Here is a 21498-nt window from a genome sequence, read left to right on the forward strand (position 1 = left end):
TCCCCGTATGGACCGTGCTACGGCAGTTCCTAGTGTGGACTCGCTTCCGGGTGATCGCGCAGCCGAGTGGGCCGACTACCACCATCGGTTCGCCGCTCCGAGTACGTACGTATACGAATTCGTCTGGGACGCGACCGGCGAGGCGGTCGGCCCGTTCTGTACCGACGTCGACGGCAACGTGTTACTGGATTTCACGAGCCACGTCGCCGCTGCACCGCTTGGATACAACAACTCGGCCATCCTCGAGCGACTCCGCGCGTTCGGTGCCATCGATCCGCTAAAAATTGCGGGGCAGGACTTCTACGTCAGCGGGGGCGGGCCGCCCGCCGATTCCGAGTTCCCGGGTCCGACGCAACTGATGGAGCGTCTGGTCGCGATGACGGACCACTACGACATGGATCGGGTTTTCCTTTCGAATTCCGGCGCCGAAGCGATCGAAAACGCCATCAAAATCTGTTATGCGGCGGGCGGTCACCGCGCGTTCACCTTCGACGGCGCGTTCCACGGCCGGACGCTGGGCGCGCTCTCGCTCAATCGCTCCAAAACCGTCCATCGAAGCGGATTTCCTGAGATTCCGGGCGTCGTCAGTGTGCCGTACCCCACTACTGACCGGGAATACGAAACCCGTTGGCGAACCGACGGCCCCGGCGGCAACGTCGTCGCCGATGCGCTCGATCCCGACCGCGGCGTGATCGACCCCGAAGAAGTCGCATACCTGATCCTCGAGCCAATTCAGGGTGAAGGCGGCTATCGCGCCGCCCACCCTGAATTCGCTCGGGATATCGAGGCGCTGCGCGAGCGGTACGATCTCGCCGTCATCGCCGACGAGATCCAGTCGGGCCTCGGCCGTACGGGCGAACTGTGGGCCGTCGACCACCTCGATCTCACGCCGGATGTCATCGCGAGCGGCAAGGGCCTTCGCGTGGGCGCGACGATATCCAGATCCGACGTCTTCCCGACCGAACGTGGACGAATCTCTTCGACGTGGGGTGCCGGCGACCTCGTCGCCGCGATGCAGGGCGTGCTCACGATCGACGTCATCCACGAGGAGAATCTCCTCGCGAACGTCCGCGATCGAGGCGAACAGCTCCGAACGGGTCTCGAAGACGCCATCGCCGACGGCAACGCCCCCGGTGTGATCGACATCCGTGGACGTGGTCTCATGCTCGGTATCGAATTCGATACCAGACAGCGTCGGGATGCGGTCGTCGAGTCCGCGTTCCAGCGCGGTCTGTTGACCCTCGGCTGTGGGTACAAGACGCTTCGGTTGCTGCCGCCGCTCGACGTGACCGTCCGTGAGATCGATCTCGGGCTGGGGCTGTTGCTCGAGACGATCGACGACGTCGCGGCCGAAATCGCGTAACGTCCGCCCCACATTCGACGTCGACGGACGTCGGACCGCCGTCCTCATATCGCACTGAGTACCGCGACCGGACACGGCGCGTTCCGGACGACGTACTCGACCCGATGGCCGAGGAAGGCCCGCTGCGAGACCGACCGAACGTCGGACCCCATAATGATCACGTCGGCGCCGGTCCGCGCGGCCCGTTCGACGATTTCAACCTCGGGCGCGTTCGACGCGGTCACGGACGTCAAGACCCTGGATCCGAGCTGTCTGCCGAGCGTCGCTTCTCGGTCGACGATCTGTCCGCCGATCCCTCTCTGTCGCGAGAGATCCGGCTCGCCGGCGAACTTCTCGGCGGACTGTGGCTCGTCGATCACGTGAACGATTTCGACGAGCGCGTTTTCGCTGGCAGCGATCACAAACGCGAGTTCGGCCGCGTACCGACTCGACACCGTCCCGACGGTCGGAAGCAGTATCCGCTCGAGGGACTTGTCGGTCGCCTCGTCCGCGGCGGACTGCGTGCTGACGATCATCGCGGGACACGGAGCTTCCTGAATGACACGATCGACGGTTTCGCTAAACAGGGGTTCGTCGGGTTCACGTCCAATGCCGGTCTCTCCGAGGACGACCAGATCGTACCCGATCGAGACCTCGTCGAGGATCGTCCGGGAGACGCTCTCGTCGAATTCTCGTGTGAGGCGCCTCGGCGGTCGCGCCTGATCGCCCAGATTGCGCTCGACGGCGGCGAAGATCCGATCGACCGCGTCGGTCCCGACGGCGGTGTTCGACTCCCGGACGGTCGGCCGCAACCAGGCGGTCAGACCAGTGCGTATCCGCGTCGCCAACTCGGCGATCGCTCCACCGTCCTCCGTGGTGGGCTCACTGACGCAAAGGACGTCGAGTTCGATCTCCCGATTCCGGATCAGTGGGCCGAGCAGCCGCGCTGCGTACCGAGTATCGGCCCCGCCGCGGGTAGGGAGCAAGACTCGCGTGATATTCTCGACGAAACTCTCTCGAAGGTACGCCTCTCGTTCGATTCGCTCACGCTCCTCGTCGCTCATCCGGATCTTCGGAATCGACCACCGCATGATCGCCGGTGCCATCAGCGACGTGACGATGGCGATTGCGACGATGATGCTGTACATCTCGACCGTGAGGATGCCGGCCCCGAGTCCGATCGTCGCGACGATGATCTCCATCGCCCCGCGAGCGTTCATTCCGCCGCCGATCGTGACACCTTCCCACCGCGAGAGGCCAGCGAAGGGCGACACACCGAGGATTCCGGCGAACTTCCCGAAACAGGCGACGCCGAGTACAACGAGCCCGACGCCGAAGACGGTCGGATCGGCCAGCGAAGCGACGTCCATCCGGAGGCCCGCAATCGCGAAGAAGACCGGTGCGAAGATCGAGAGCGTGATCGCTTCGAACGCGCGCCGAAGGTCGTAATCGAACCGTTTCACCTGGCCGACGAGAACGCCGACGACGAACGCTCCAAGGATCGCCTCGAGACCCACGTACTGCGTGATCGCCCCCGCCGCGAGCGCGAGGATCATGAGGGTCGAAAGCAAGGCGACGTCGCTTCCCAGGGTGTTGTCGACCCAGCGAACGAGTTCGACGGTGAACCGACGGCCGATCGTGAACGCGACGCCGAGGAAGAGGACGACCGAGACGATCGTGGTGACGGCCGACCCGACGTCGAAGACGCCGGTTCGTGCCAATCCGGCGACGGTCGCCAGGAGGATCCACCCGATCGTGTCGTCGACCATGCCAGCCGCGAGGATCAACTGCCCGATATCGCGACGGACGACGTCGAGTTCGATGAGCACCTTCGCGATGACGGGAATCGCGGAGATGCTCATCGCAGTCGCGAGAAAGAGGCTGAAGACGACTCGCTGTCCGGGCGCGGCGATGAACGCCGTCGGGAGGACCCAGCCCAGCGCGAAGCCTGAAGCGAACGGAACGACGATCCCCCCGAGCGAGAGGACGACCGCCGTTCGACCCTTGTTGACGATGAGATCGATGTCCGTTTCGAGACCGGTGACGATCAACAGCATGAGCAGCCCGAGCCAGGAGACCACCTCGAGCAGGTGGAACTGTTCCTCCGAGACCAGGAACAACGTCTCGTACAGTCCGGGTGCGATCAGTCCGAGAACCGACGGTCCGAGCAGGACCCCCGCGAGGAGTTCGCCGACGACCGCCGGCTGGCCGATCGAGCGGAACACCTCGCCGAGCGTCCGCGCCACGAGCAGCAACACCGTCAACTGCACGATGACGAGCAACAGCTCGTGGTGACCGAGGGGATCGATTATGTCCATCGATGACATCTCCAGGCGGCGAGAACGCCGAATTCGGGTCCCCGAATCACTCTGCACCTCTCAAGTACTTCTTTCCACGGGGATGATACCTTCAGTGATGTTCATCAGATTCATCCGATGACGCAGACGGCCATTCCCGGCGCAGCGGAGACGTTATTTCGTGGCTCGCGACGTCGGGCCTGCAATCGATAGCGGATCGTCTCCCGTCCGCACTGAGGCCGTGCGTACAGATAATTTCGACAGGCCCAGTTCTCGAGCCGGTCGTCCGACAACCGCCACGGCCATACTCGGCACAGCCGGCGAGCCGACGGACGCAGGTGTCCGTCACGACGAGTCCGACGCGGGGACGGGGCGCGGCCGTCCCCAGCCGCGAAGCGACGACGGACTCCACCCGACGACCACGACGATCACAGCGAGGACCATCCCGACGTGGACGAACGGATACAGTTCGGGACTGAACCCTATCGTCTCACCCGTCAGGTTGCCGACGAAATGGAACGCGATCACGGGGAGGACGCTTCGCTGCGTATTGTTGGGGATCCACATACTGAGGATTGCAGTGAGGTGATACTCGGGAGCCACCACAGCGCCCAATCGAAGGTCGTCTCTTCGTAATGACTTCCTCCCCGGCGTGAACGCCGTGGGTTCCTCTCGCGTGATGCCAGGCGCTCCGACACCACCGGAGACACGATTCCCCCCGTACGGGTACTCCGGTTCGCACGCACGCCGTCAGGCCTCGTCTGAGGCGTGGTGTAGGTGTGTATCCGTATCCGCGTGGCCCATGCGGGCCAACGCGGTGCCATCCACCCAACTCGGACTCACGTTCGTGTCTGACTCGGGCAGGTTCGCGTTTGTGGGACCGGGTGAACGCCAACCCACACCCCCGTTTCCTGAGGTGATACCTTCCAGTACTCTCGTGGAATACCTGAATCCGAGGGATGCGGAGTGAACGTGGACGTGGACGCAATGTACGCCCGGTGAGCAAACTGACGGGTTGCGATGCCCAGCAGAACGCGTAATGAGTGACGGAAGTTATGGGCATAGACTGAGACGGGCGAGTGATGGGAGGAGACCGGCGAGGCGATCTTGTTCGTCATCTAAGTGAGCAGGAGTTGGATCGTCTGCTGGACGAAGCAGACGATCCAAAGATCATCAAGCGACTCACCTTTGTCAAACGTCTCTACAAGGGAGCAACGTACGAGGAAGCAGCCGACGACGTTGGCAAATCTGCGTCGACTGGAAGTCGCTGGGCGCGTCGATGGAACGATGGCGGACTTGGTCAGTTGACACCGAACTTCGGGGGCGGAAGGCCCCCGAAGCTCGGTGACGAGGAACAAGAGCGTCTGTTAGAACTTCTCCGGGAGGGGCAACCCTGGAAAGCACAGGAAGTTCATCAGCTCTTGGACGAAGAGTTCGGTGTAGAGTACCATCCGGATTATCTCGGTCGATTCCTCCGGAATCTCGGACTGTCCTACGCTAAACCACGTCCAAAGCGCCCCTCTCGGCCAGAAAACGCAGATGAAATCCTCGAAGAACGCGTCGCAGACGCGTTCGACGAGGAGACAGAGACGGCACATAACAAGCGTCCTGATGATGAGGACGAAGGATGGGTCCTCGACGACGATATTTGCACGGATGGGGAACTGTCGTCGGTTTTTGTGATGCTTCGCATCCACAACCATACGACAATTCGCATCGACTGTGGTACGTTGATGATCCGACACTGGAACGACCGCTGGTGAAGCTTGATGAACCAGCGGTCGGATGCTATACGCTCAACGGCGAAAGTGTCCTGACGTTCCCTGAAGATCAATCGAAAGAGAACATCTGTGCGCTATTGGAGCAAGTCCGCGAGCAGAATCCGGGAACGCGGATTCTGCTCGTCTTGGATAACTTCTCGTCTCACATCTGTGAACACACGCGCAAACGCGCACATCAACTCGGTATTGATCTCGTCTTTCTTCCGGTCGGCTCACCGCATCTCAACCCAATTGAACAGGTCTGGAAAGTCCTCAAACGCACTGCCTCGCCAATCGTGGTGGCGAGCGAGAGCGCGTTCCGAACTCTCGCTCGCCGTCTCTTCGACACCCTTACCGACCGACTCGGATTTGCCAAGTCCTGGATCGATCAATTCCTCAGTCCATATTTGCAAAAGTTATCTTGATCATTAAGCGTTCTGCGGACGCCGGACACGGGGAACTCTCTCGCTGTTACAGGGAGGACAGTTCGTGATTGTGGCCCTCAATCCCCAGACATCCGTCGCGAAACGGAAGGTGTTTCTCGATTCGATAACAGAAACGGTACTATGGTCATCGCGCTGAAAATGGGGTGGCGTCATCTCCTCTTCGAGAACTGGCCGGTCGATCCGGACGTGATCGAGGCACACCTCCCTCCAGCGCTCGAGGTCGACGAGTACGATGGTGCCGCGTGGCTCTCGGTGGTTCCGTTTACCAACGTTGCTGTTCGACCGAAGGGGACCCCCGAATGGGCCGGCGTTCCACTGCCAGAGATTAACGTCAGGACCTACGTGACCTACGATGGCGTTCCGAGCGTCTACTTCTTCAGCCTCGACGCGCAAGGAATCGCGAGCGTGATCGGCGCACGTTGTTTTCATCACTTACCGTACTATTACGCGCGTATCTCGCTCGAGGGGGTAGACGGGAAGGTGCGCTTCGACAGTCGGCGCCGTCATCCCGGTGCACGACCTGCGAGGTACGAGGCCACGTACTGGCCGACCGGCAACCCGTTTGCAGCACCCGAGGATCCGCTGGGAAAATTTCTCGTCGAGCGATACCGATTCTACACGGAGTCCCTCGACGGAGGGCTTCGATACACCGACGTCGAGCACGATCCGTGGACGCTGTATCCGGCCGCAGCCGAAATCGAGACGAATACGCTGCTACGTGCAGACGGTTTCGCACAGCCGACGGCTAACCCGGTTTACTATTACAGTCCGGGTCTCGATGTCGTCGCATTCCCGAGCCAGCGTCTCGCGGATGGGGCGTGATCGACTGCGGCTACGGCAGCGAGAACGGGCTATATAGGCCGCAAAAACGATTCGCTGGCCGCGACGAAATCGAGGGGCAGGCGGTGCGGTCGCCAGACGGTGGTGAACGCGGATGTGGAGGCGCGGTGATGATTCAGTACAGTTTTCCTTCTCGCCGAAGCCACACCAATCGGATACGGAAATGGATATCCGTAAACCCCTAATATAGGGTCCGATTTATAGTATACAAATGACCTACGAACACCTCGATACGGATCTGGTTAACGAACTGCTCCACGATGGTCGCGCCAGCCTTCGTAGCCTCGCCGAAGAACTGGACGTCTCCGTCACCACCGTTTCGAACCACCTCTCCGACCTCGAGGACGAGCACATCATCCAGGGATACACGCCGGTCGTCGACTACGATTCGCTCGGATACGACGTCACTGCCGTGATGCAACTCAAAGCCGAGGGCCACGCGCTTCCCGAGATTACCGAGACGCTGAAAGATCACCGCCAAATGATCTCGGTATACGAGGTTACAGGTGACTACGACGTGATCGCTATCGGCAAGTTCAAAGATACAGACGACATGAACGAGGAGATCAAGGCGATCATCACCGATCCCGATATCAATCAATCGAACACCAGCATCGTCCTCAACACCGTGGCCGAAAACGAACAGTTCGAACTCGATACCGACGGCGGCGATACCTGACGACGGCAATTCGAAACGCCGGTCGGATCGTCTCACGCCGCCGACTCGGGATTTGCCTTCGCAGTACCGCATCGAAACGCCGACTCGTCGCCACGCTCGAGTCTTGGATCGTTTCTCCCGGTATCAGGATACGCCAGAACAGACGACGAGCGATGTGTGAGATACCCATCGGGGAACGACGGAATCCGGAGGGCGGTCCGCCAGGGACGGGATACAGAACCCGCCGTCGCAACCACGTTATAGAGATGCGAGGAGAATATCCGCGCCTTTAGGCGCGGGATGAATTCGGCAACTCGGACGAAATCCACACTTCGATGACCAGTCCGAGATTTCTTTTCCATACGTTGAAGTGGGAAGTAACCCTCTGAGAGCGGAGGAATCCGGCAGGGAATAGAGTGATTCCCGCCAGTCCGACGATGGCGGCCTGCCCGCCCCAGGCAATCAGACAATAATCGGAACCAGTCGATGACCGCCCACCCCTCACAGGGGTGACGCGGAGTCGACTGCTGGAAGCACCACGGAACGTAACTCCGAGTCTGTCGAAGCCCACTCGAGCCTCGCCGGGCACAACCAACCACGAGGGTCGACCACGGTCGAGGATAGGAGTACCAGGGGCTTGGCACTCCCAGCAGTCCCACCCGCCACAGTCCGTGACCTCCGCACGGATTCCCACCGTGTCGGGGGTCGGTGGAACTGCACACCTGAAATCTCCACCGCTCAGGATTCCTCCGCGTGAACGCGGAGGAGGATGTCAACCTTGTCCAACCATTCCGTCTTCGTCTTCCCACTCCGTTTCACGGAGTTCGTACTTCTGGACCTTCCCCGTCGCCGTCTTCGGGAGGGTTTTGACGAATTCGACGCGGTGGACGATCTTGTACCCGGCAAGTCGCTCACGCGTGAAGTTCGTCAATTCTTCCTGGGAAACCGGCGGGTTTTTCGGATCGTCGTTCGTCGGTACGACGAACGCTTTCGGCGTTTCGCCCCATTTCTCGCTCGGCGACGGGATCACCGCCACATCCGAGACGGCCGGATGATCGAACAGGGTATCCTCGAGTTCGATGCTGGAAATGTTCTCACCTCCGGAGATGATGATATCCTTCTCGCGGTCCTGGATTGCGATCATGCCGTCCTCGTTGACGACTGCGAGGTCGCCGGTGTGGAACCAACCGTCGCGCTTCCCGTTGAATGCCTCCTCGGTCTCTTCGGGTTTCTCCCAGTAGCCCTCCATGACCTGATTGCCGCGAACGAGGATTTCGCCGATCGTCTTGTCGTCCCACGGGACTTCGATACCGTTCTCGTCGACGACTTCGACCTCGGTGGCGAGGGGTGCGATCCCCTGGCGTTTTTTCAGCGCGAATCGTCCATCGCTGTCCTCGTCGATCAACCGTCGGGTGGCGGAGGTGCCGATCAGCGGACCCGTCTCGGTCGCCCCGTAGAGCTGGCGGAAGTGCCAGCCGAATTCCTCTTCGACCAACTCGACGACGCTCTCGGGCGGCGCGGCCCCGGCTGCGGTGACGCGCATCGGGGCGTCGCCTTCCGTCGGAACGTCGTTCTCCTCCCGATATTCGCCGAGCATGCTGAGAACCGTCGGCGCACAACAGAGAAACGACACGTCCTCGTCAGTAATGGTCTGGAAAATTTCCCCTGCATCGACACCGCGCGTACAGACGTGCTTTGCACCCATCCCCGTGATGGCGTAGATGTGGCCCCAGCCATTGACGTGGAACATCGGCAGCGTCCACAGATAGACGTCGTCGTCTCGGATTTCGTGGTGGATCGTCACCAGTTGCGCGTGTAGCGATTCGGTACGGTGCGTCCGCATGACCCCTTTCGGATCGCCGGTCGTCCCGGAGGTGTAATTGATCGTGATGACCTCGTCCTCGCTCATCTCCGGGCGTTCGTACGTCAGTTTCGCGCCGTCGATGAGCGCTTCGAAGTCCTCCCAGTCCCCGTCTACGGCTGCCGCATCGTTCGTGATGAACGTCTCCACGGGGACCTCGTCTCGGATCGCCTCGATTTGCTCGGCGTATTGGTAGTCGGCGACAACCGCTTTCACGCCGGCGTCGTTGAGCATGTACTCGTAGTCGTCGGGCGTCAATCGGTAGTTGAGCGGCGTATGAATCGCCCCGAGTTGCATGATCCCGTAGGCCGACTCGAGGTGGTAGTGAGTGTTCGGATCGAGCACAGCCACGCGGTCTCCCTTTTCGATGCCACGTGCCTGAAGGACTGCGGACAGTCGATCGACTCGATCGCCAAATTCGTCGTACGTAAACCGGTCGCCCGTCGCGGCCACGATCGCCTCTTCGTCGCCGTAGTACTTGCGCGCCCGGTCGAGGAAATCAGTCACGAGAAGCGGGACTTCCATGTACGCAAGCCTTGCCGACTGTATATCATATTTGTTCCGGAATAATCGATCCGCTGGGAATTCATACGACAAATGATACTATCGTGTAACGAAAGCGACGTGCAGCGATCCCACTGGATCGTCGATGTCCGGTTCACGGTATTCGACCGACACGCGATTGCCATCTTCGGTGCCGTCTGTCACGACCGACTGCCACTCCGTTGCCATATTCAGGAGCCTATACGTGGCTGATTCGTGCGGTCAAATTAGTTGCGCGTGGCCGCCAATTTACGGAAAGGTTGGTCGGGTGCTGGTACACCCGACCCGTGTCCTCCACGTCTGAATGGTAATGTATATTCACCCACGCAGTTACGGAATTGTTTCGATAGCACCAGCTGAACGAACGACTGTCGCCTCCGGCCATCCAGCAGTCGGCACTGGAACTCGTTTTCGCGACAATCAGCCGCTCGAGACGCCGACCCTACCGGCGGACGATGCGTCTTCCAGTGACGTATCCACGGGGCTCAGTCGCACATGAACCCACGCGACGACTGTATCCGCGTGATCGCACTGCTCCTGTTCTCGCTTTAGATCATCGCGACCGGGGGCTAATTGTACTACGACGGTGTGCGGAACGGCCCCTCTCTCACTGCGCTGATCCGGAGAGTCACGGGAAACGGTCACCGTTGACCCACGAATCGGTTCCGGTGACGACAACCGTTTTGCTCCGACTCGAGACGTGCCCGAACAGGACTCGAGAGACGGGGGACGTGTTATACGGTCTGCTGTACCGATGTACCGGTGCAACCGCGACCGTCCTGCGGGTGCACCGGCAATGACGTACAGTAGTCCGTATTAGTCCGCGACGTGTGCGTGATCGCCGTGGCCGCCTTGTTCCTCGCGTGAACTCGATCGATGGAGCCAGTAGAGGAACAGGAACACGGCGGTTGCGAGCACGTTGAGGACTAGCTTGTAGTTCATCTCGATACCCACCTCGGCGATCTGAGCCGTCGACGGGTCCGGAATGAAGCCCAGTCCGAGGAACAGGAAATGAATGACGACCCCCGTGAGAACCGCCGAGATGAAGATCATCCCCGAGAGAATCGCCGCGAATTTCGAGCCGTAGTATTCGCGGTACGCGTCCATGATCGGTGGGACGATGAGGTCCGCGTAAATGTAAGAGAGCACCGACCCGAACGGGAGACCGTTCGTCCAGAGGACGGCTCCGAACGGGACGTTTCCCACCGAACAGACGAACGTGGCGACACCGATTATCGCACCGAGTGCTGCGGTCCAGGCGATGTACACGGGGAGTCCGAACGTGGGCTCGGAAAACACGGATGTCCAGACGGTTCGCGGGATGAATCCGGCGATGAGGCCCGCGAATATGAACCCGATCGCGATCTCGTCCCAGAGCATCCCCCACTCCTTCCACTGTTTGTCGGCCAGCCCTTTCCAGCCGGCGAGCGACGTCGCTTGTTCGCGAACAGTGGTCGGTGCCTCCTCCGGGTCGAAGCTGTCCTTACACGACTGCGAGCAGAAGTAGTAGGTCCGCCCGTCGTGTTCGATCGAGTAGTCGGCCGTTTCGGGATCGACCTCCATTCCGCAAACGGGATCTTGAACGGTTTGTGTGCCTTCCTCGCGAACGTTCTCTCGAGCCTGCTCGACGACGTCGTCCGGGACGAGATAGACGAAGCCAACCGCCATCAGCCCGATGAGGATGAACCCGCCGACGACGTCCGCCAGGAGGAACTGCCAGCCGAGCAGGATCCAGATGACGGCACCGATCTCGATGACGAGGTTCGTCGAGGCGAACATGAACGCGCCGAGAGTGGCTGCGGCGGACCCGCCTTTTTTGAACAGGTTCTTCGCCGTTGCGATGGCGCTGTACGAACACGACGAGGAGACGAACCCAAACAGCGAACCGTATCCGATTTCACGGGGTCCGTGTCCTTCTAGGAGATCCGAGACGGCCTCGTTCGATGTCCACGCCTCGACACCGCCTGCGATGGCGAATCCGAGGACCAGCGCCCACCACGTGATCCACGCCATCGCTGCAGTGGTCGTGACGAACTGTCGCGTGCTCTCGACGAAGAACACGCTCAGCGGTTTCGACGTCGTGAATACGCCGATTCCGACCGTCGCGAGCGCGATGATCGAGAGGATCGCGTATTCGGTTCTGTCCACAACCGTCATTCGGGAGCCGACCTTTTCGGGATTGTGCCTTGGACATCACGGACGTACCGGCCGCTCACGTTTTGAGCCGAAATTCCGCTGGTCCCGTTCGATTGCATCCGAAAGCAAACGACAGCAGTCGGGGTCCCTCGTTCGAGTCCTCCCGCGGTCGCTTCGAGATTCGGACCCGCCTTCTGCGAGTGTTCGGCGTCAGCCGGTCGGAAAACGAGCGTTCACGTTCCAAACTACCATTTGGTTGCCGACGATGAGTGCGATTTTCGCCGTAGAACAGTCACGACCACGCCGAGAAGGTCGGGGTCTCTGCTGTCTGCTTCAATCGTCACCCTCGAACGACTCGAAGGCCTCGATCGTAATCGCGATCGCATCAGCGCTTGGAACGTCGCGGACGGTGTAGGTGGTCGGATAGGTCCCCGCGCGGGCATATGTCTCGGGTTGCGCGATCGGTCGTCGGTCGATCCCAGTATGCGCTCGAAGGAACGCGCGAGTGATCATCGGTTCGACGAACGTGAGTTCGGCCGTTCCGCTTCCGTCGGGATCGTATGCCCCCCAGATGAGCGTGTTCGTAAACGTTCCGCCGTTCATCTCGGGAACGGTCGGATCGACCATGTGTTCGCCCATGTCCGTGATGACCCGTTCGTCGACGGCCGGACTGCGTGCAAAGCCGGCAGGAACGTATTCCCCCGATAATTCGTACCTTGGTGCCGCCGGTCCAGTGATCGTATCGACGGTCGCCATCGGAAGGGTGTGAAAGTGGATATCGAAATGCGGCGCCAACCAGACCGGCGGATGCCCGCTCGGATTCCAGTTCAACCCGACGAAAGTATACGGCGTGGCCGCTGTCTCCGGAAACGGAACGAAAAATTCCTGGGACCACCGGTGATGGATAGGGAGTGCCAGACCGTCGGGGCCGTACTTGTCGGAATAGCACGACCCGCTTGCGGCCTCGAGTTCCGCCGCCGACGGAAGGTCCACCAGGGCCGCCCGGTCTATGTACAGGCCGTGGCACTTCGGTCGTCCGGACGGGGTGACGGCGGTAAATGTCCGTGCGGTACCGTTTCCGAGCTGGACGGGCGGCCCCCACTCCGTACTACCGGCGGGCGGAAATCCGTTCCCGCGATCTGTATCGCCACGGGCACTACCGAGGTTGGTCGCTCCGAGACCCGTCCCGGCCACTGCAACTGCCTGGAGGAACCGCCGGCGAGTCGGCCGCTCGTCTGTTCCCTCGAGTGAAGGTGTGGTGTCGTGACGGTCAGACTGTTTCCCGCACGAATACTGTCGCCTGTTACTCATAAACAATAATTAATCTAACAAATTATAACAGTACCCATTTGTAACTCTACTGGAACCACTCGTCCCCCTCGTGAAGAGGATTGACTACGAAACGGGTCGTGCGGAACGGCAGCGTGGTCGATCGTGCGATATCGTGACCGTCGACGCGCAGTCGCGTTCGTCCAGTCGCTCCGGCGGTGTCGTGAGTTACCTACTCTCGACTCGCCGTCTCGACTGCTGTCCCCGAGAGATTGACCCACAGCATCCCTTCTGCCATCTCCTCGTAGTCGAACGAGGCGCCGATGACTGCGTCCGCGCCGAGGTCCCGGGCCTCCGCTCGAATGTCGGTGATCGCTTCCCTGCGGCCGGCCTCGATTTTCTTCTCGTACGACCCGCTGCGCCCCCCGACGACGTCTCGGATACCCGCAGCGATGTCGCTCACGACGTTTGCACCGATAACCGCCTCTCCCGAGACGATGCCACAGTACTTCGTTACCTCCTGACCGTCGAGACTGTCCGTCGTCGTGATAGTAAGTTCCGTCATACGAGTCTCCGTTCGACCGGGCGGACCATGAATTATCGGGAGCGATCGACAGGGTGTGGATTCTCCGAGTTGGACCACCGGGAACCCCGACGCGGACAGGTCCATCAGTCTAGGAACTCGAGCGGACCGTTGCCGCGCTCACGGCTGCTGGTCTCGTCTCGTTCGTTCCTCTGACCTGTGCGGCATTCGTCATCTGGACTACGCGAAAAGTGACCGCCGTGTTTACGGATCGAATCGCGCCAAACCGGCTCGGTCCGTTCGGGCTTCTCATCTCGGGGCCGACGTGGTCCAACTGTTCAGGAAGGAACTCATCGTTCTCGACGGGGTCGACCGACCCGCGTGCGACGTCGGTCCAATCCTCGTTCCGTTTTCGACTCTGGTCGAGTTCGCGGTTATTCTGATGGAATCGATCGCCGGCGTGACGCTACAGTTGGCTGACCCCGAGACGGGGCTCGCGTACGTCTTCGCGGCGGTGTCTCTCGCCACGATCGGCCTCTCGACGTGTGGCTACGCGTCGAACGAGAAATACTCGCTACTAGGCGGATTGCGTTGCGGTCACATAATCACTCGCCTCCGAGATACTGTTGATCGTGACCGCCGCCACCGCGGTCATCTTCACGGACCCCTCCGGATGATCGAATTCGGCGAGGCCGACCGAGGCCGAGAAACGTCCGAACGGGTTGTCAAACCGACCTGACGTCGATTCCGTGCGTTTCGGTTACCCGCTTAGGCCCGCGAAGACGAGCCACGGAACGATGAACAGGGCGAGTGTCAGCACTGCGAGGATCAGTAGGTACCCGATTCCCGTCCCCGCCGCGGTGAGCCACGACGGATGCTCGAATTCACCGAGATTGACTGCCATGTGCCACCAATCCCGTGACGAATGCATAAACGTACCGGAACGCCACTTCTCGACCGACCGCCGGCTCGGACCCGTCCTCGGATGCGAGCGCGGAAGACCGGTCTAGCGATAGACGTCCCCGTGCCGTTTACCGTACTCCCGGAGGGCGAGTCGGGCCCTGCGCCGCGAGGCGAAGCCAAATCCGACGGCGTCACACGCGTTGGCGTCGCACTTCCATCTGAACGTTCCGGAGTCGGCGTCTCTCGAGACCGAGGCGTCCGTCCCGCACAGCGGACAGGTCCACCCCCACTGCATATCACCAGCGTCGATATTGGGGCGATCCACGACAGGTCTTATCCGGGGATTAGCGCGATCACAGATATGGCCGTCCCTCCATCAGTTTGGTCTTTATCGGCGCAGTCGAGATTGGGTTCCGGACCGCTTTTACCGGGTGACCCGCTACGATTAGCCAATGACGAAGATCGTCGTGGTGGACAACCACGGACAGTTCACCCACCTGGAACGCCGGGCACTTCGCGACCTCGGCGTCGAGACGGAGTTGATCGATAACGACACACCCCCTGAAGCGGTCGATACCGACGGCGTCGTTCTCTCGGGCGGCCCCGACATGGATCGGATCGGCCGCTCCGCGGAATACCTCGAGGCGGACCTCCCGGTTCTCGGCATCTGTCTGGGAATGCAACTGATTGCGGAGGAACTCGGCGGCCGCGTCGGTGGCGGCGAGTACGGCGGCTACGCGGACGTGACCGTCGATATTGTCGACGATGACGATCCGCTGACTGGGTCGCTGTATCCGGAAACGCGCGTCTGGGCGAGCCACGCGGACGAGGTAAAGGAGCTGCCCGACGGGTTCGAACGTACGGGCAAAAGCGACGTCTGTGACATCGAAGCGATGAGTGACACCGATCGTAACCTCTACGGCGTCCAGTGGCACCCCGAAGTCGCCCACACCGAAGAGGGTGACGAGATATTCGAGAACTTTCTCGACATCTGTGAGTCGCGGTGACCTCTCCCAGCCTCCTCGCTCGCCTTCGCTGGGAGAAGAGGGAATGACGTCCTCCGCGCCGTAAACGGCGCGGTTTCCTCCGTGAGAGTCTCAGCCGGTCTCCGACTCGCCGGAGACGACAGTCCCGTCACGGTGGATGGTACTCGGGTTTGTACGCTGGTCGGTGGGACGGGGAGAACGTGGTGACTCCGATTAGTCGTGGTCGTCTCACTCGAACCGTGCTCGAAAACGCGACGCGTTTTCGCCATTCCGGAAATCGGTAATTTCCGAGGACACGGGCCGTGCCATCGGCCTGACTGCCTGTTCTGTCTGCCGCTATAAGAACGTCACTGAGGCCGTGAGGTCGGCGTGGTCCTCGCGCACGGACAGGTGAGCGTCTTCATCGAGAGAACACCGCCGTGTGCCCGCGCGTATCGATCAGTTCTGCGTTGATGCGGTCTGCGAGGTCGGCTGCCTTCTCGTCAGTCGAACTGCCCGCACGGGCAGCACGGAGGAACTTCACTTTTACAAGGGGACGACTCGAAAGCTGATCGTCGAGTTCGTCGACGACCGAGTCGATGCCACTCTTTCCGACCCAGACGGTTACATCGAGGTCGTGTGCCTTTCGCTTGCGCTCCTGTTTGTCCATGGCGTTCGGTAGCGACCCAAGGCGTTTCAATCTTCTCGAATCGATACCGACGGTAGCCACTGCCGGATCCAGGCGACGGCCATCACTGACGGCGATCACTCCTCGTACGGATATCTGGCGTGGGATCCACAGGCGCAGGTGATCACGATGTGCCCGTCCTGTACCCTGACACGAGCGTTTTTCCCCGGCCTGAGATAGGCGTCGCAGCGATCGCAGGTGAACCGACGAAACGCCCGCGGAAGAGAGAGCCTGTTTCGCTCCGCAATTCGACGTGCCAGACGAACGTACTCTCGAGCACGGTCGTCTTCACCCTCCGCCGCCGCCGCTCGAGCGAGGTCGTGAAGGCGCTCGATCCGCTCGGCGGCGATGTCCATACGGTATTTATCCTCGGCTTCGCTATTGATGTTACGTTCCGTCCACGTCCGGGGTCTCCGTCAAACCGGGACCGTTACGTGCGACTCATAGCCAAACATTAATATGTGCGTAATGTACCACTGATTGAAAAGATTCTTTACCCCACCCAGCATCCAGCTATAGTACACAATATTGTTATATATCAAACGCAAACAGGTATGACAATCCCCTATGAATTGGAACCCCACTCTATCAGAGGACAGCGTCAGTAGACGCTCGTTCCTCGCCGCCGGCGCAGCAGGCGCCGCTATCACGACGAGCGGTTGTATCGACAGCGTTCGAAATGCCGTCAATGATAACAGCACGAGGAGCCAGCTATCGCTCTCCATAGCCACGGTTCCTGCGGATGCTGATAGACAGAACGTCCAGATTGCGCGCCGTCTCGAGAAACACCTCGAGAAGGTCGGAATAGACGTCGCGCTCGACATGCGGTCACGGTCTGAACTACTGAAGTTGGTGCTGATCGAACACGATTTCGACCTCTATGTCGGCTTGCACCCGGCGGACTACGATCCAGATTTCCTCTACGAGGCCCTCCACTCTACGTATGCTAGCGAGAGAGGCTGGCAGAACCCGTTCGGGTTCACTAACATGGCGTTCGACACCCGTCTCGAAGAGCAGCGCCAAACGGACGGCGAAGAGCGAAAGGAAAACATCAAAAAGGTCCTGACGGGCCTTTCCCAGGAGAAACCGTTCGAACCAATCTGTTTTCCCGACGAGTATCGCGTCGCCAGAGCGGATCGGTTCGACGGCTGGGAGAACGGTCATCTCGCGACGCGACGTGGCTATCTCGGGCTCGAACCGGCCGACGGTGTTACCCAGCTTCACGCCCTCGTTACAAACGGCCGGATGACGCTGAATCTCAACCCCCTCTCGGCGCCGTTTCGGAAACGAGGGATGATAATCAACCTGCTCTACGACTCGCTGGGAACCGTATACGAGGGAGACGTCACCCCGTGGCTGGCCGAATCGTGGGATCTGCCCCCGGAGTCGACGGACGACGACGAATCGACGCACACGGCCACGGTAACGCTCCGAACTGGCTGTCAGTTCCACGACGGCGAACTGGTGACAGCCGACGACGTCGCGTTCACCTATCGGTTCCTCCAGGACACATCGATGGGACTGGCACCCGCGAAGTCGCCAGCACCGCGCTATAGGGGTCGCGTCGACGTGATCGACGAAATCACGACCGAAAGCGATTCCAAGCTCACATTCACTGTGACGGGCGGCCGAGAAACCTGTAAGCGAGCACTTACCGTGCCCATCTTGCCGGCGCACATCTGGCGCAATCGGATCAATCGACGCGCAGACGGTGACGAATTTACCGCACCACAGGGACGGTGGAGTGTCGTCACCGCTAACAACGTGCCACCTATCGGTAGCGGCCCGTTCCAGTTCGCCACTCGAACCGAAGACGAGTCGCTTCGGCTGCGACGCTACGACGATCACTTCACGTTGCGAGTGGGTGTCGAGTTGCCCGAGCCGACGCTCGAGGTACTGCGGTTCAGCGTCGACCCCGGGAGCGCCTCGTCGATCGGACGGGTCGAAGACGGTAGTGCGGACGTGACGGCCTCGATGCTCGGAGCGTACTCGCTGGGCGCGATCCCGGATTCCTCGACGATTACACAGATCAAATCCCCGTCTCGAATGTTCTACCACGTCGGATTCAACGTTCGAAATTCGCCGTTCAGCAACTCCCACTTTCGCCGAGCGATTGCGCAGTTGCTGGACAAGCAAGCAATCGTCGAAGACGTGTTCTATGGAAACGCGACAGCCACAGCAACGCCGATTTCCGGTGACTGGGTTCCATCCGACCTCGAGTGGGATGACGAGGACCCGGTAACGCCGTTCGTCGGCACGAACGGAACGCTCAACGTCGAAGCAGCCAAAAAGGCGTTCGAGCGGGCAGGCTTCCGTTACGATGATAACGGACGACTGCTTGGGGGCTACTAGAAGCGATGCTAGCCGAGGTGTTGACACAACTCGTCATCGTTATCATGATCTTGCTGCCGGTCTCGATTGCCGTCTTCGTCGGTCGTGAACGGCTCGCACAGACTCGAGCCGAGTGGCGAAGCAGACTCAGGATCGCTGGTCCGGTGATCGTCGTGTTGCTCATCGTATTGCTGATCAATCGGGTCGCCAGGCAGACGGCGCCAAAACTGTCGCGAGAGATCGGTATCCACCTGACAGCGATGTTCTACAATGTCGAAGGGGAGTTCATTCTGATCTTTCGGTCGATCCAGACGGCCGAGACGACGGCGTATTTCACGGCCATCTACGTCTACGGCTACACGTTCCTGTTGATATTCCCCGTTATCGCGTACTTTACCCTCTCCGATACGCGGATATTCCGCCGACTGCTGACCGCATACGCGCTCAACTACGCTATCGGGCTCGTGTTGTACATTTTCATTATCGCGTACGGCCCTCGGAACCTGATGCCCGCCGAACTGATGGAGCGAATGCTGTACGATACTAGCCCACAATATCAGTACCTCACCCGCGAGGTGAACAGCAACACAAACGTTTTTCCGTCGTTGCACACGTCGCTGTCGGCCACCGTCGCGACGTTCGCCTGGATGACGCGCTCGGCGTTTCCGAAGTGGTTCCCCGTTGCGACCGTCCTTGCGGCCAGCGTCGCGATTTCCACGATGTATCTCGGGATTCACTGGGGATTAGATGTTACTGCCGGCCTGTTACTCGCTGCTCTCTGTGTCACCCTTTCGGATCGACTCGTCGATCGCTGGTCACTGGCGGAGTTATCCGAGCAATTCGGTGACCGAATCCCCTGGGGACAGGACCACGATTAGTCACGCTGGTGGCGGATTCCCGACCGGTCAAGGCCGGTCCGTCGTTCGGTTTCGTCCGAGGGGGACGAACGGTCGCCTCACAAACACGCTGAACCGTCGACGGACTGGATCGCCGGAGAGCAAAATACTGTTATATCGCGGTTGGCTACTACGACTAGCGCACACGATGAACGGGCGAGGGGCTGGCCGGGAACGGAGCAATCGCACCGCTGACGGCAGTACCGTCAGTCGTCGGGCCATGTTAGCTGCGGCGACCGGCTTGACCGTTTCGACCGGTGGCTGCATTCAACGGCTCGGAGATATCGTGACCCGGAACAATATCAAACAACTTTCGCTGACTATTACGACGCTTCCCGCCGACAGCGACAGAGAGTGTATTCGAATCGCAAACGAGCTGGAACGGATATTTACGACGGTCGGGATCGACGTTTCTTTCGACGTGCGTTCTGATATCGATTTCCTCCAGACAGTGCTCTACGACCACGATTTCGACGTTTGTATCGGTCGCCATCCAGGCGGGACCGACCCGGATTTCCTGTACCAGGCCCTGCACTCGCTGTACGCCGACGAATCGGGGTGGCAAAACCCGTTCGGGTTCACTAACCTGACCGTCGACGCCTTTCTCGAGAAGCAACGCCAGATGAAGGGAGAAGACCGCCGCGAAGCAGTCACGGACGTACTCGAGTCGATTGCGACAGTCCAGCCGTTCGTTCCGATCTGCATTCCGGAAGAATACCGGGCCGTCAGGACCGACCGGTTCGAGGGGTGGGGGAACGGCCACCTCGCGACGCGACGTGGCTATCTCGGCCTCGACCCGGCCGCAGGCGTCACAACGCTTCGTGCAACCCATACGGATACGAGACCGACTGAAAACCTGAATCCGCTCGCGGTCGACTACCGCGGTCGCGGAACGTTCACGCAATTACTGTACGACTCGCTGGCGACCGACGATCCCAACGGGGACATTCAGCCGTGGCTTGCCGAGTCGTGGGAGTGGGACGGACGAACGGCGTCTGTCCGCCTCCGAGATGGGTGCGAGTTTCACGACGGGAGGCCGCTAACTGCTGCCGACGTCGGGTTCACCTACCGGTTCCTTCAGGACATGTCACTCGGGAAACGCGAAGTTCCCACACCGGCTCCCCGGTATCGGGGACAGGTCGAGTCGGTCGAGTCGGTCGCGATTCGGAGTCCTACTCGCCTGGAGATAACGGTCGAAACCAGTCCATCGGTCGGCGAACGGGCTTTTCTCGTCCCGATACTCCCACCCCACATCTGGCGCGAATGGGATGCGGACGCGAACGGACCGGGCGGTACCAGCCTCGCCCAGGGAACCACGAAAGCGATCGTCACGAACAACATTCCACCGATCGGAAGCGGCCCCTATCAGTTCACAGGACGGACGGAAGGCGATCAACTCACGCTCGAACGCTTTGGCACTCACTTCACGCTCAGATCCGACGTCGATCTTCCAGAACCGACCGTCGGTGCGTTCACCATCGGGATCTCCCCGAGCAGCAAAACGGCGATCGATGCTGTCGAAAATGATATGGGCGACGTCACGAGTTCGTCCCTGGAGTCGAACGTCGTCGACACGGCCTACATATCCGACACCAGCCGGTTGCTCGAATCGCCGTCGTGGACGTTTTACTTCCTCGGGTTCAACGCGCGCAAAGCACCGTTTAGCAACCCGCGGTTCCGACGAGTCATCGCACGCTTACTCGACAAGGAGTGGCTGGTCGAAAAGGTGTTCCACGGAAACGCACGGCCAGTTGCGACACCGGTCACCAAGCAATGGGTCCCCGAGAGCCTCGAGTGGAATGACGGCGACCCCGAAACACCGTTTCTAGGGACGGACGGCGAAGTCGACGTGGATGCCGCACGGTCGGCGTTCGAAAAGGCCGGGTTCCGATACGACGAGAAGGGACGGCTTCGGGTCAGACAGTGACCTCACCAGATAGACGCCCGGACAGCGACACCACCACAGGCAGGTAGATACTCGTCGCGGTGGCGCGAACTGTGGGTAATTGGGCCAGGCTATCGGGTTCAACTCGGAGTTGA

18 protein-coding genes and 2 pseudogenes are annotated in these 21498 nt (G+C 60.4%); 10 read left to right on the forward strand and 10 right to left on the reverse strand.

Features of this window, described 5'->3' with window-relative positions:
• Positions 1–7: 7 nt before the first annotated feature.
• Positions 8–1363: an aminotransferase class III-fold pyridoxal phosphate-dependent enzyme gene (locus tag NJU76_RS13650; RefSeq protein ID WP_254529591.1), complete on the forward strand. Its 1356-nt coding sequence runs from the start codon at positions 8–10 to the stop codon at positions 1361–1363.
• Positions 1364–1407: 44 nt separating this feature from the next.
• Here the strand turns inward: NJU76_RS13650 and NJU76_RS13655 are convergent, their stop codons facing one another.
• Positions 1408–3660 (reverse strand): cation:proton antiporter domain-containing protein, encoded by a 2253-nt coding sequence (locus tag NJU76_RS13655; RefSeq protein ID WP_254529593.1) that lies wholly within the window; start codon positions 3658–3660, stop codon positions 1408–1410.
• A gap of 324 nt (positions 3661–3984) precedes the next feature.
• Complete coding sequence (locus NJU76_RS13660) at positions 3985–4245, reverse strand: hypothetical protein (protein WP_254529595.1); 261 nt, start codon at positions 4243–4245, stop codon at positions 3985–3987.
• Positions 4246–4721: 476 nt separating this feature from the next.
• On the opposite strand from NJU76_RS13660, the pseudogene NJU76_RS13665 reads away from it, so the two are divergent.
• The 3 genes and pseudogenes from NJU76_RS13665 to lrp all read left to right on the forward strand — a co-directional run bounded on the left by NJU76_RS13665 (position 4722) and on the right by lrp (position 7364).
• A pseudogene (locus NJU76_RS13665) lies at positions 4722–5824 on the forward strand (IS630 family transposase).
• A 141-nt stretch (positions 5825–5965) separates the two neighbouring features.
• Positions 5966–6667, forward strand: coding sequence for a YqjF family protein (locus NJU76_RS13670; RefSeq protein WP_254529597.1), 702 nt, complete (start codon positions 5966–5968; stop codon positions 6665–6667).
• A gap of 229 nt (positions 6668–6896) precedes the next feature.
• Positions 6897–7364 (forward strand): HTH-type transcriptional regulator Lrp, encoded by a 468-nt coding sequence (lrp, locus tag NJU76_RS13675; protein WP_254529599.1) that lies wholly within the window; start codon positions 6897–6899, stop codon positions 7362–7364.
• 751 nt (positions 7365–8115) lie between these two features.
• Here lrp and NJU76_RS13680 read toward each other — a convergent pair.
• The 4 genes from NJU76_RS13680 to NJU76_RS13695 form a co-directional block, all read right to left on the reverse strand.
• On the reverse strand, positions 8116–9729 hold the full coding sequence (locus NJU76_RS13680; RefSeq protein ID WP_254529601.1) for a long-chain-fatty-acid--CoA ligase: 1614 nt from the start codon (positions 9727–9729) through the stop codon (positions 8116–8118).
• Positions 9730–10563: 834 nt separating this feature from the next.
• Positions 10564–11895: a permease gene (locus NJU76_RS13685; protein WP_345781951.1), complete on the reverse strand. Its 1332-nt coding sequence runs from the start codon at positions 11893–11895 to the stop codon at positions 10564–10566.
• A gap of 321 nt (positions 11896–12216) precedes the next feature.
• Positions 12217–13194: a twin-arginine translocation signal domain-containing protein gene (locus tag NJU76_RS13690; RefSeq protein ID WP_254529605.1), complete on the reverse strand. Its 978-nt coding sequence runs from the start codon at positions 13192–13194 to the stop codon at positions 12217–12219.
• Positions 13195–13384: 190 nt separating this feature from the next.
• Entirely contained in the window at positions 13385–13717 is a 333-nt protein-coding gene (locus tag NJU76_RS13695; RefSeq protein WP_254529607.1) for a YbjQ family protein, read from the reverse strand.
• A 164-nt stretch (positions 13718–13881) separates the two neighbouring features.
• On the opposite strand from NJU76_RS13695, the pseudogene NJU76_RS26920 reads away from it, so the two are divergent.
• A pseudogene (locus NJU76_RS26920) lies at positions 13882–14118 on the forward strand (NADH-quinone oxidoreductase subunit H); the annotation flags it as partial.
• Entirely contained in the window at positions 14010–14414 is a 405-nt protein-coding gene (locus NJU76_RS13700) for an NADH-quinone oxidoreductase subunit H (protein ID WP_345781952.1), read from the forward strand. The pseudogene NJU76_RS26920 and the gene NJU76_RS13700, both read left to right, overlap by 109 nt.
• A gap of 21 nt (positions 14415–14435) precedes the next feature.
• On the opposite strand, the gene NJU76_RS13705 is transcribed toward NJU76_RS13700, so the two are convergent.
• Positions 14436–14579 carry a hypothetical protein gene (locus NJU76_RS13705; protein WP_254529609.1) on the reverse strand — a complete coding sequence of 48 codons (144 nt, stop codon included), beginning with the start codon at positions 14577–14579 and terminating at the stop codon, positions 14436–14438.
• Positions 14580–14681: 102 nt separating this feature from the next.
• The gene (locus NJU76_RS13710; RefSeq protein WP_254529611.1) at positions 14682–14903 is read right to left on the reverse strand and encodes a hypothetical protein; all 222 of its coding nucleotides are present in this window, start codon (positions 14901–14903) and stop codon (positions 14682–14684) included.
• Between the two features lie 127 nt (positions 14904–15030).
• Between NJU76_RS13710 and NJU76_RS13715 the strand changes: the two genes are divergently transcribed.
• Complete coding sequence (locus NJU76_RS13715; RefSeq protein WP_254529613.1) at positions 15031–15585, forward strand: GMP synthase subunit A; 555 nt, start codon at positions 15031–15033, stop codon at positions 15583–15585.
• Positions 15586–15964: 379 nt separating this feature from the next.
• Here NJU76_RS13715 and NJU76_RS13720 read toward each other — a convergent pair whose 3' ends face one another.
• Both NJU76_RS13720 and NJU76_RS13725 read right to left on the reverse strand, forming a co-directional pair.
• A complete protein-coding gene (locus NJU76_RS13720; RefSeq protein ID WP_254529615.1) occupies positions 15965–16213 on the reverse strand; it encodes a YhbY family RNA-binding protein in 249 nt (82 codons plus the stop codon).
• 95 nt (positions 16214–16308) lie between these two features.
• Positions 16309–16587: a ribonuclease P protein component 4 gene (locus tag NJU76_RS13725; protein WP_254529617.1), complete on the reverse strand. Its 279-nt coding sequence runs from the start codon at positions 16585–16587 to the stop codon at positions 16309–16311.
• 211 nt (positions 16588–16798) lie between these two features.
• Here NJU76_RS13725 and NJU76_RS13730 point away from each other — a divergent pair, with 211 nt between their 5' ends.
• From NJU76_RS13730 to NJU76_RS13740, 3 genes are all read left to right on the forward strand, one after another.
• Positions 16799–18583: an ABC transporter substrate-binding protein gene (locus NJU76_RS13730; RefSeq protein WP_254529619.1), complete on the forward strand. Its 1785-nt coding sequence runs from the start codon at positions 16799–16801 to the stop codon at positions 18581–18583.
• A 5-nt stretch (positions 18584–18588) separates the two neighbouring features.
• On the forward strand, positions 18589–19440 hold the full coding sequence (locus NJU76_RS13735; RefSeq protein ID WP_254529620.1) for a phosphatase PAP2 family protein: 852 nt from the start codon (positions 18589–18591) through the stop codon (positions 19438–19440).
• 238 nt (positions 19441–19678) lie between these two features.
• Entirely contained in the window at positions 19679–21385 is a 1707-nt protein-coding gene (locus NJU76_RS13740) for an ABC transporter substrate-binding protein (RefSeq protein WP_254529622.1), read from the forward strand.
• Positions 21386–21498 lie beyond the last annotated feature (113 nt).

The sequence above is a fragment of the Natrinema gelatinilyticum genome, assembly GCF_024266705.1.
Taxonomy (GTDB): domain Archaea; phylum Halobacteriota; class Halobacteria; order Halobacteriales; family Natrialbaceae; genus Natrinema; species Natrinema gelatinilyticum.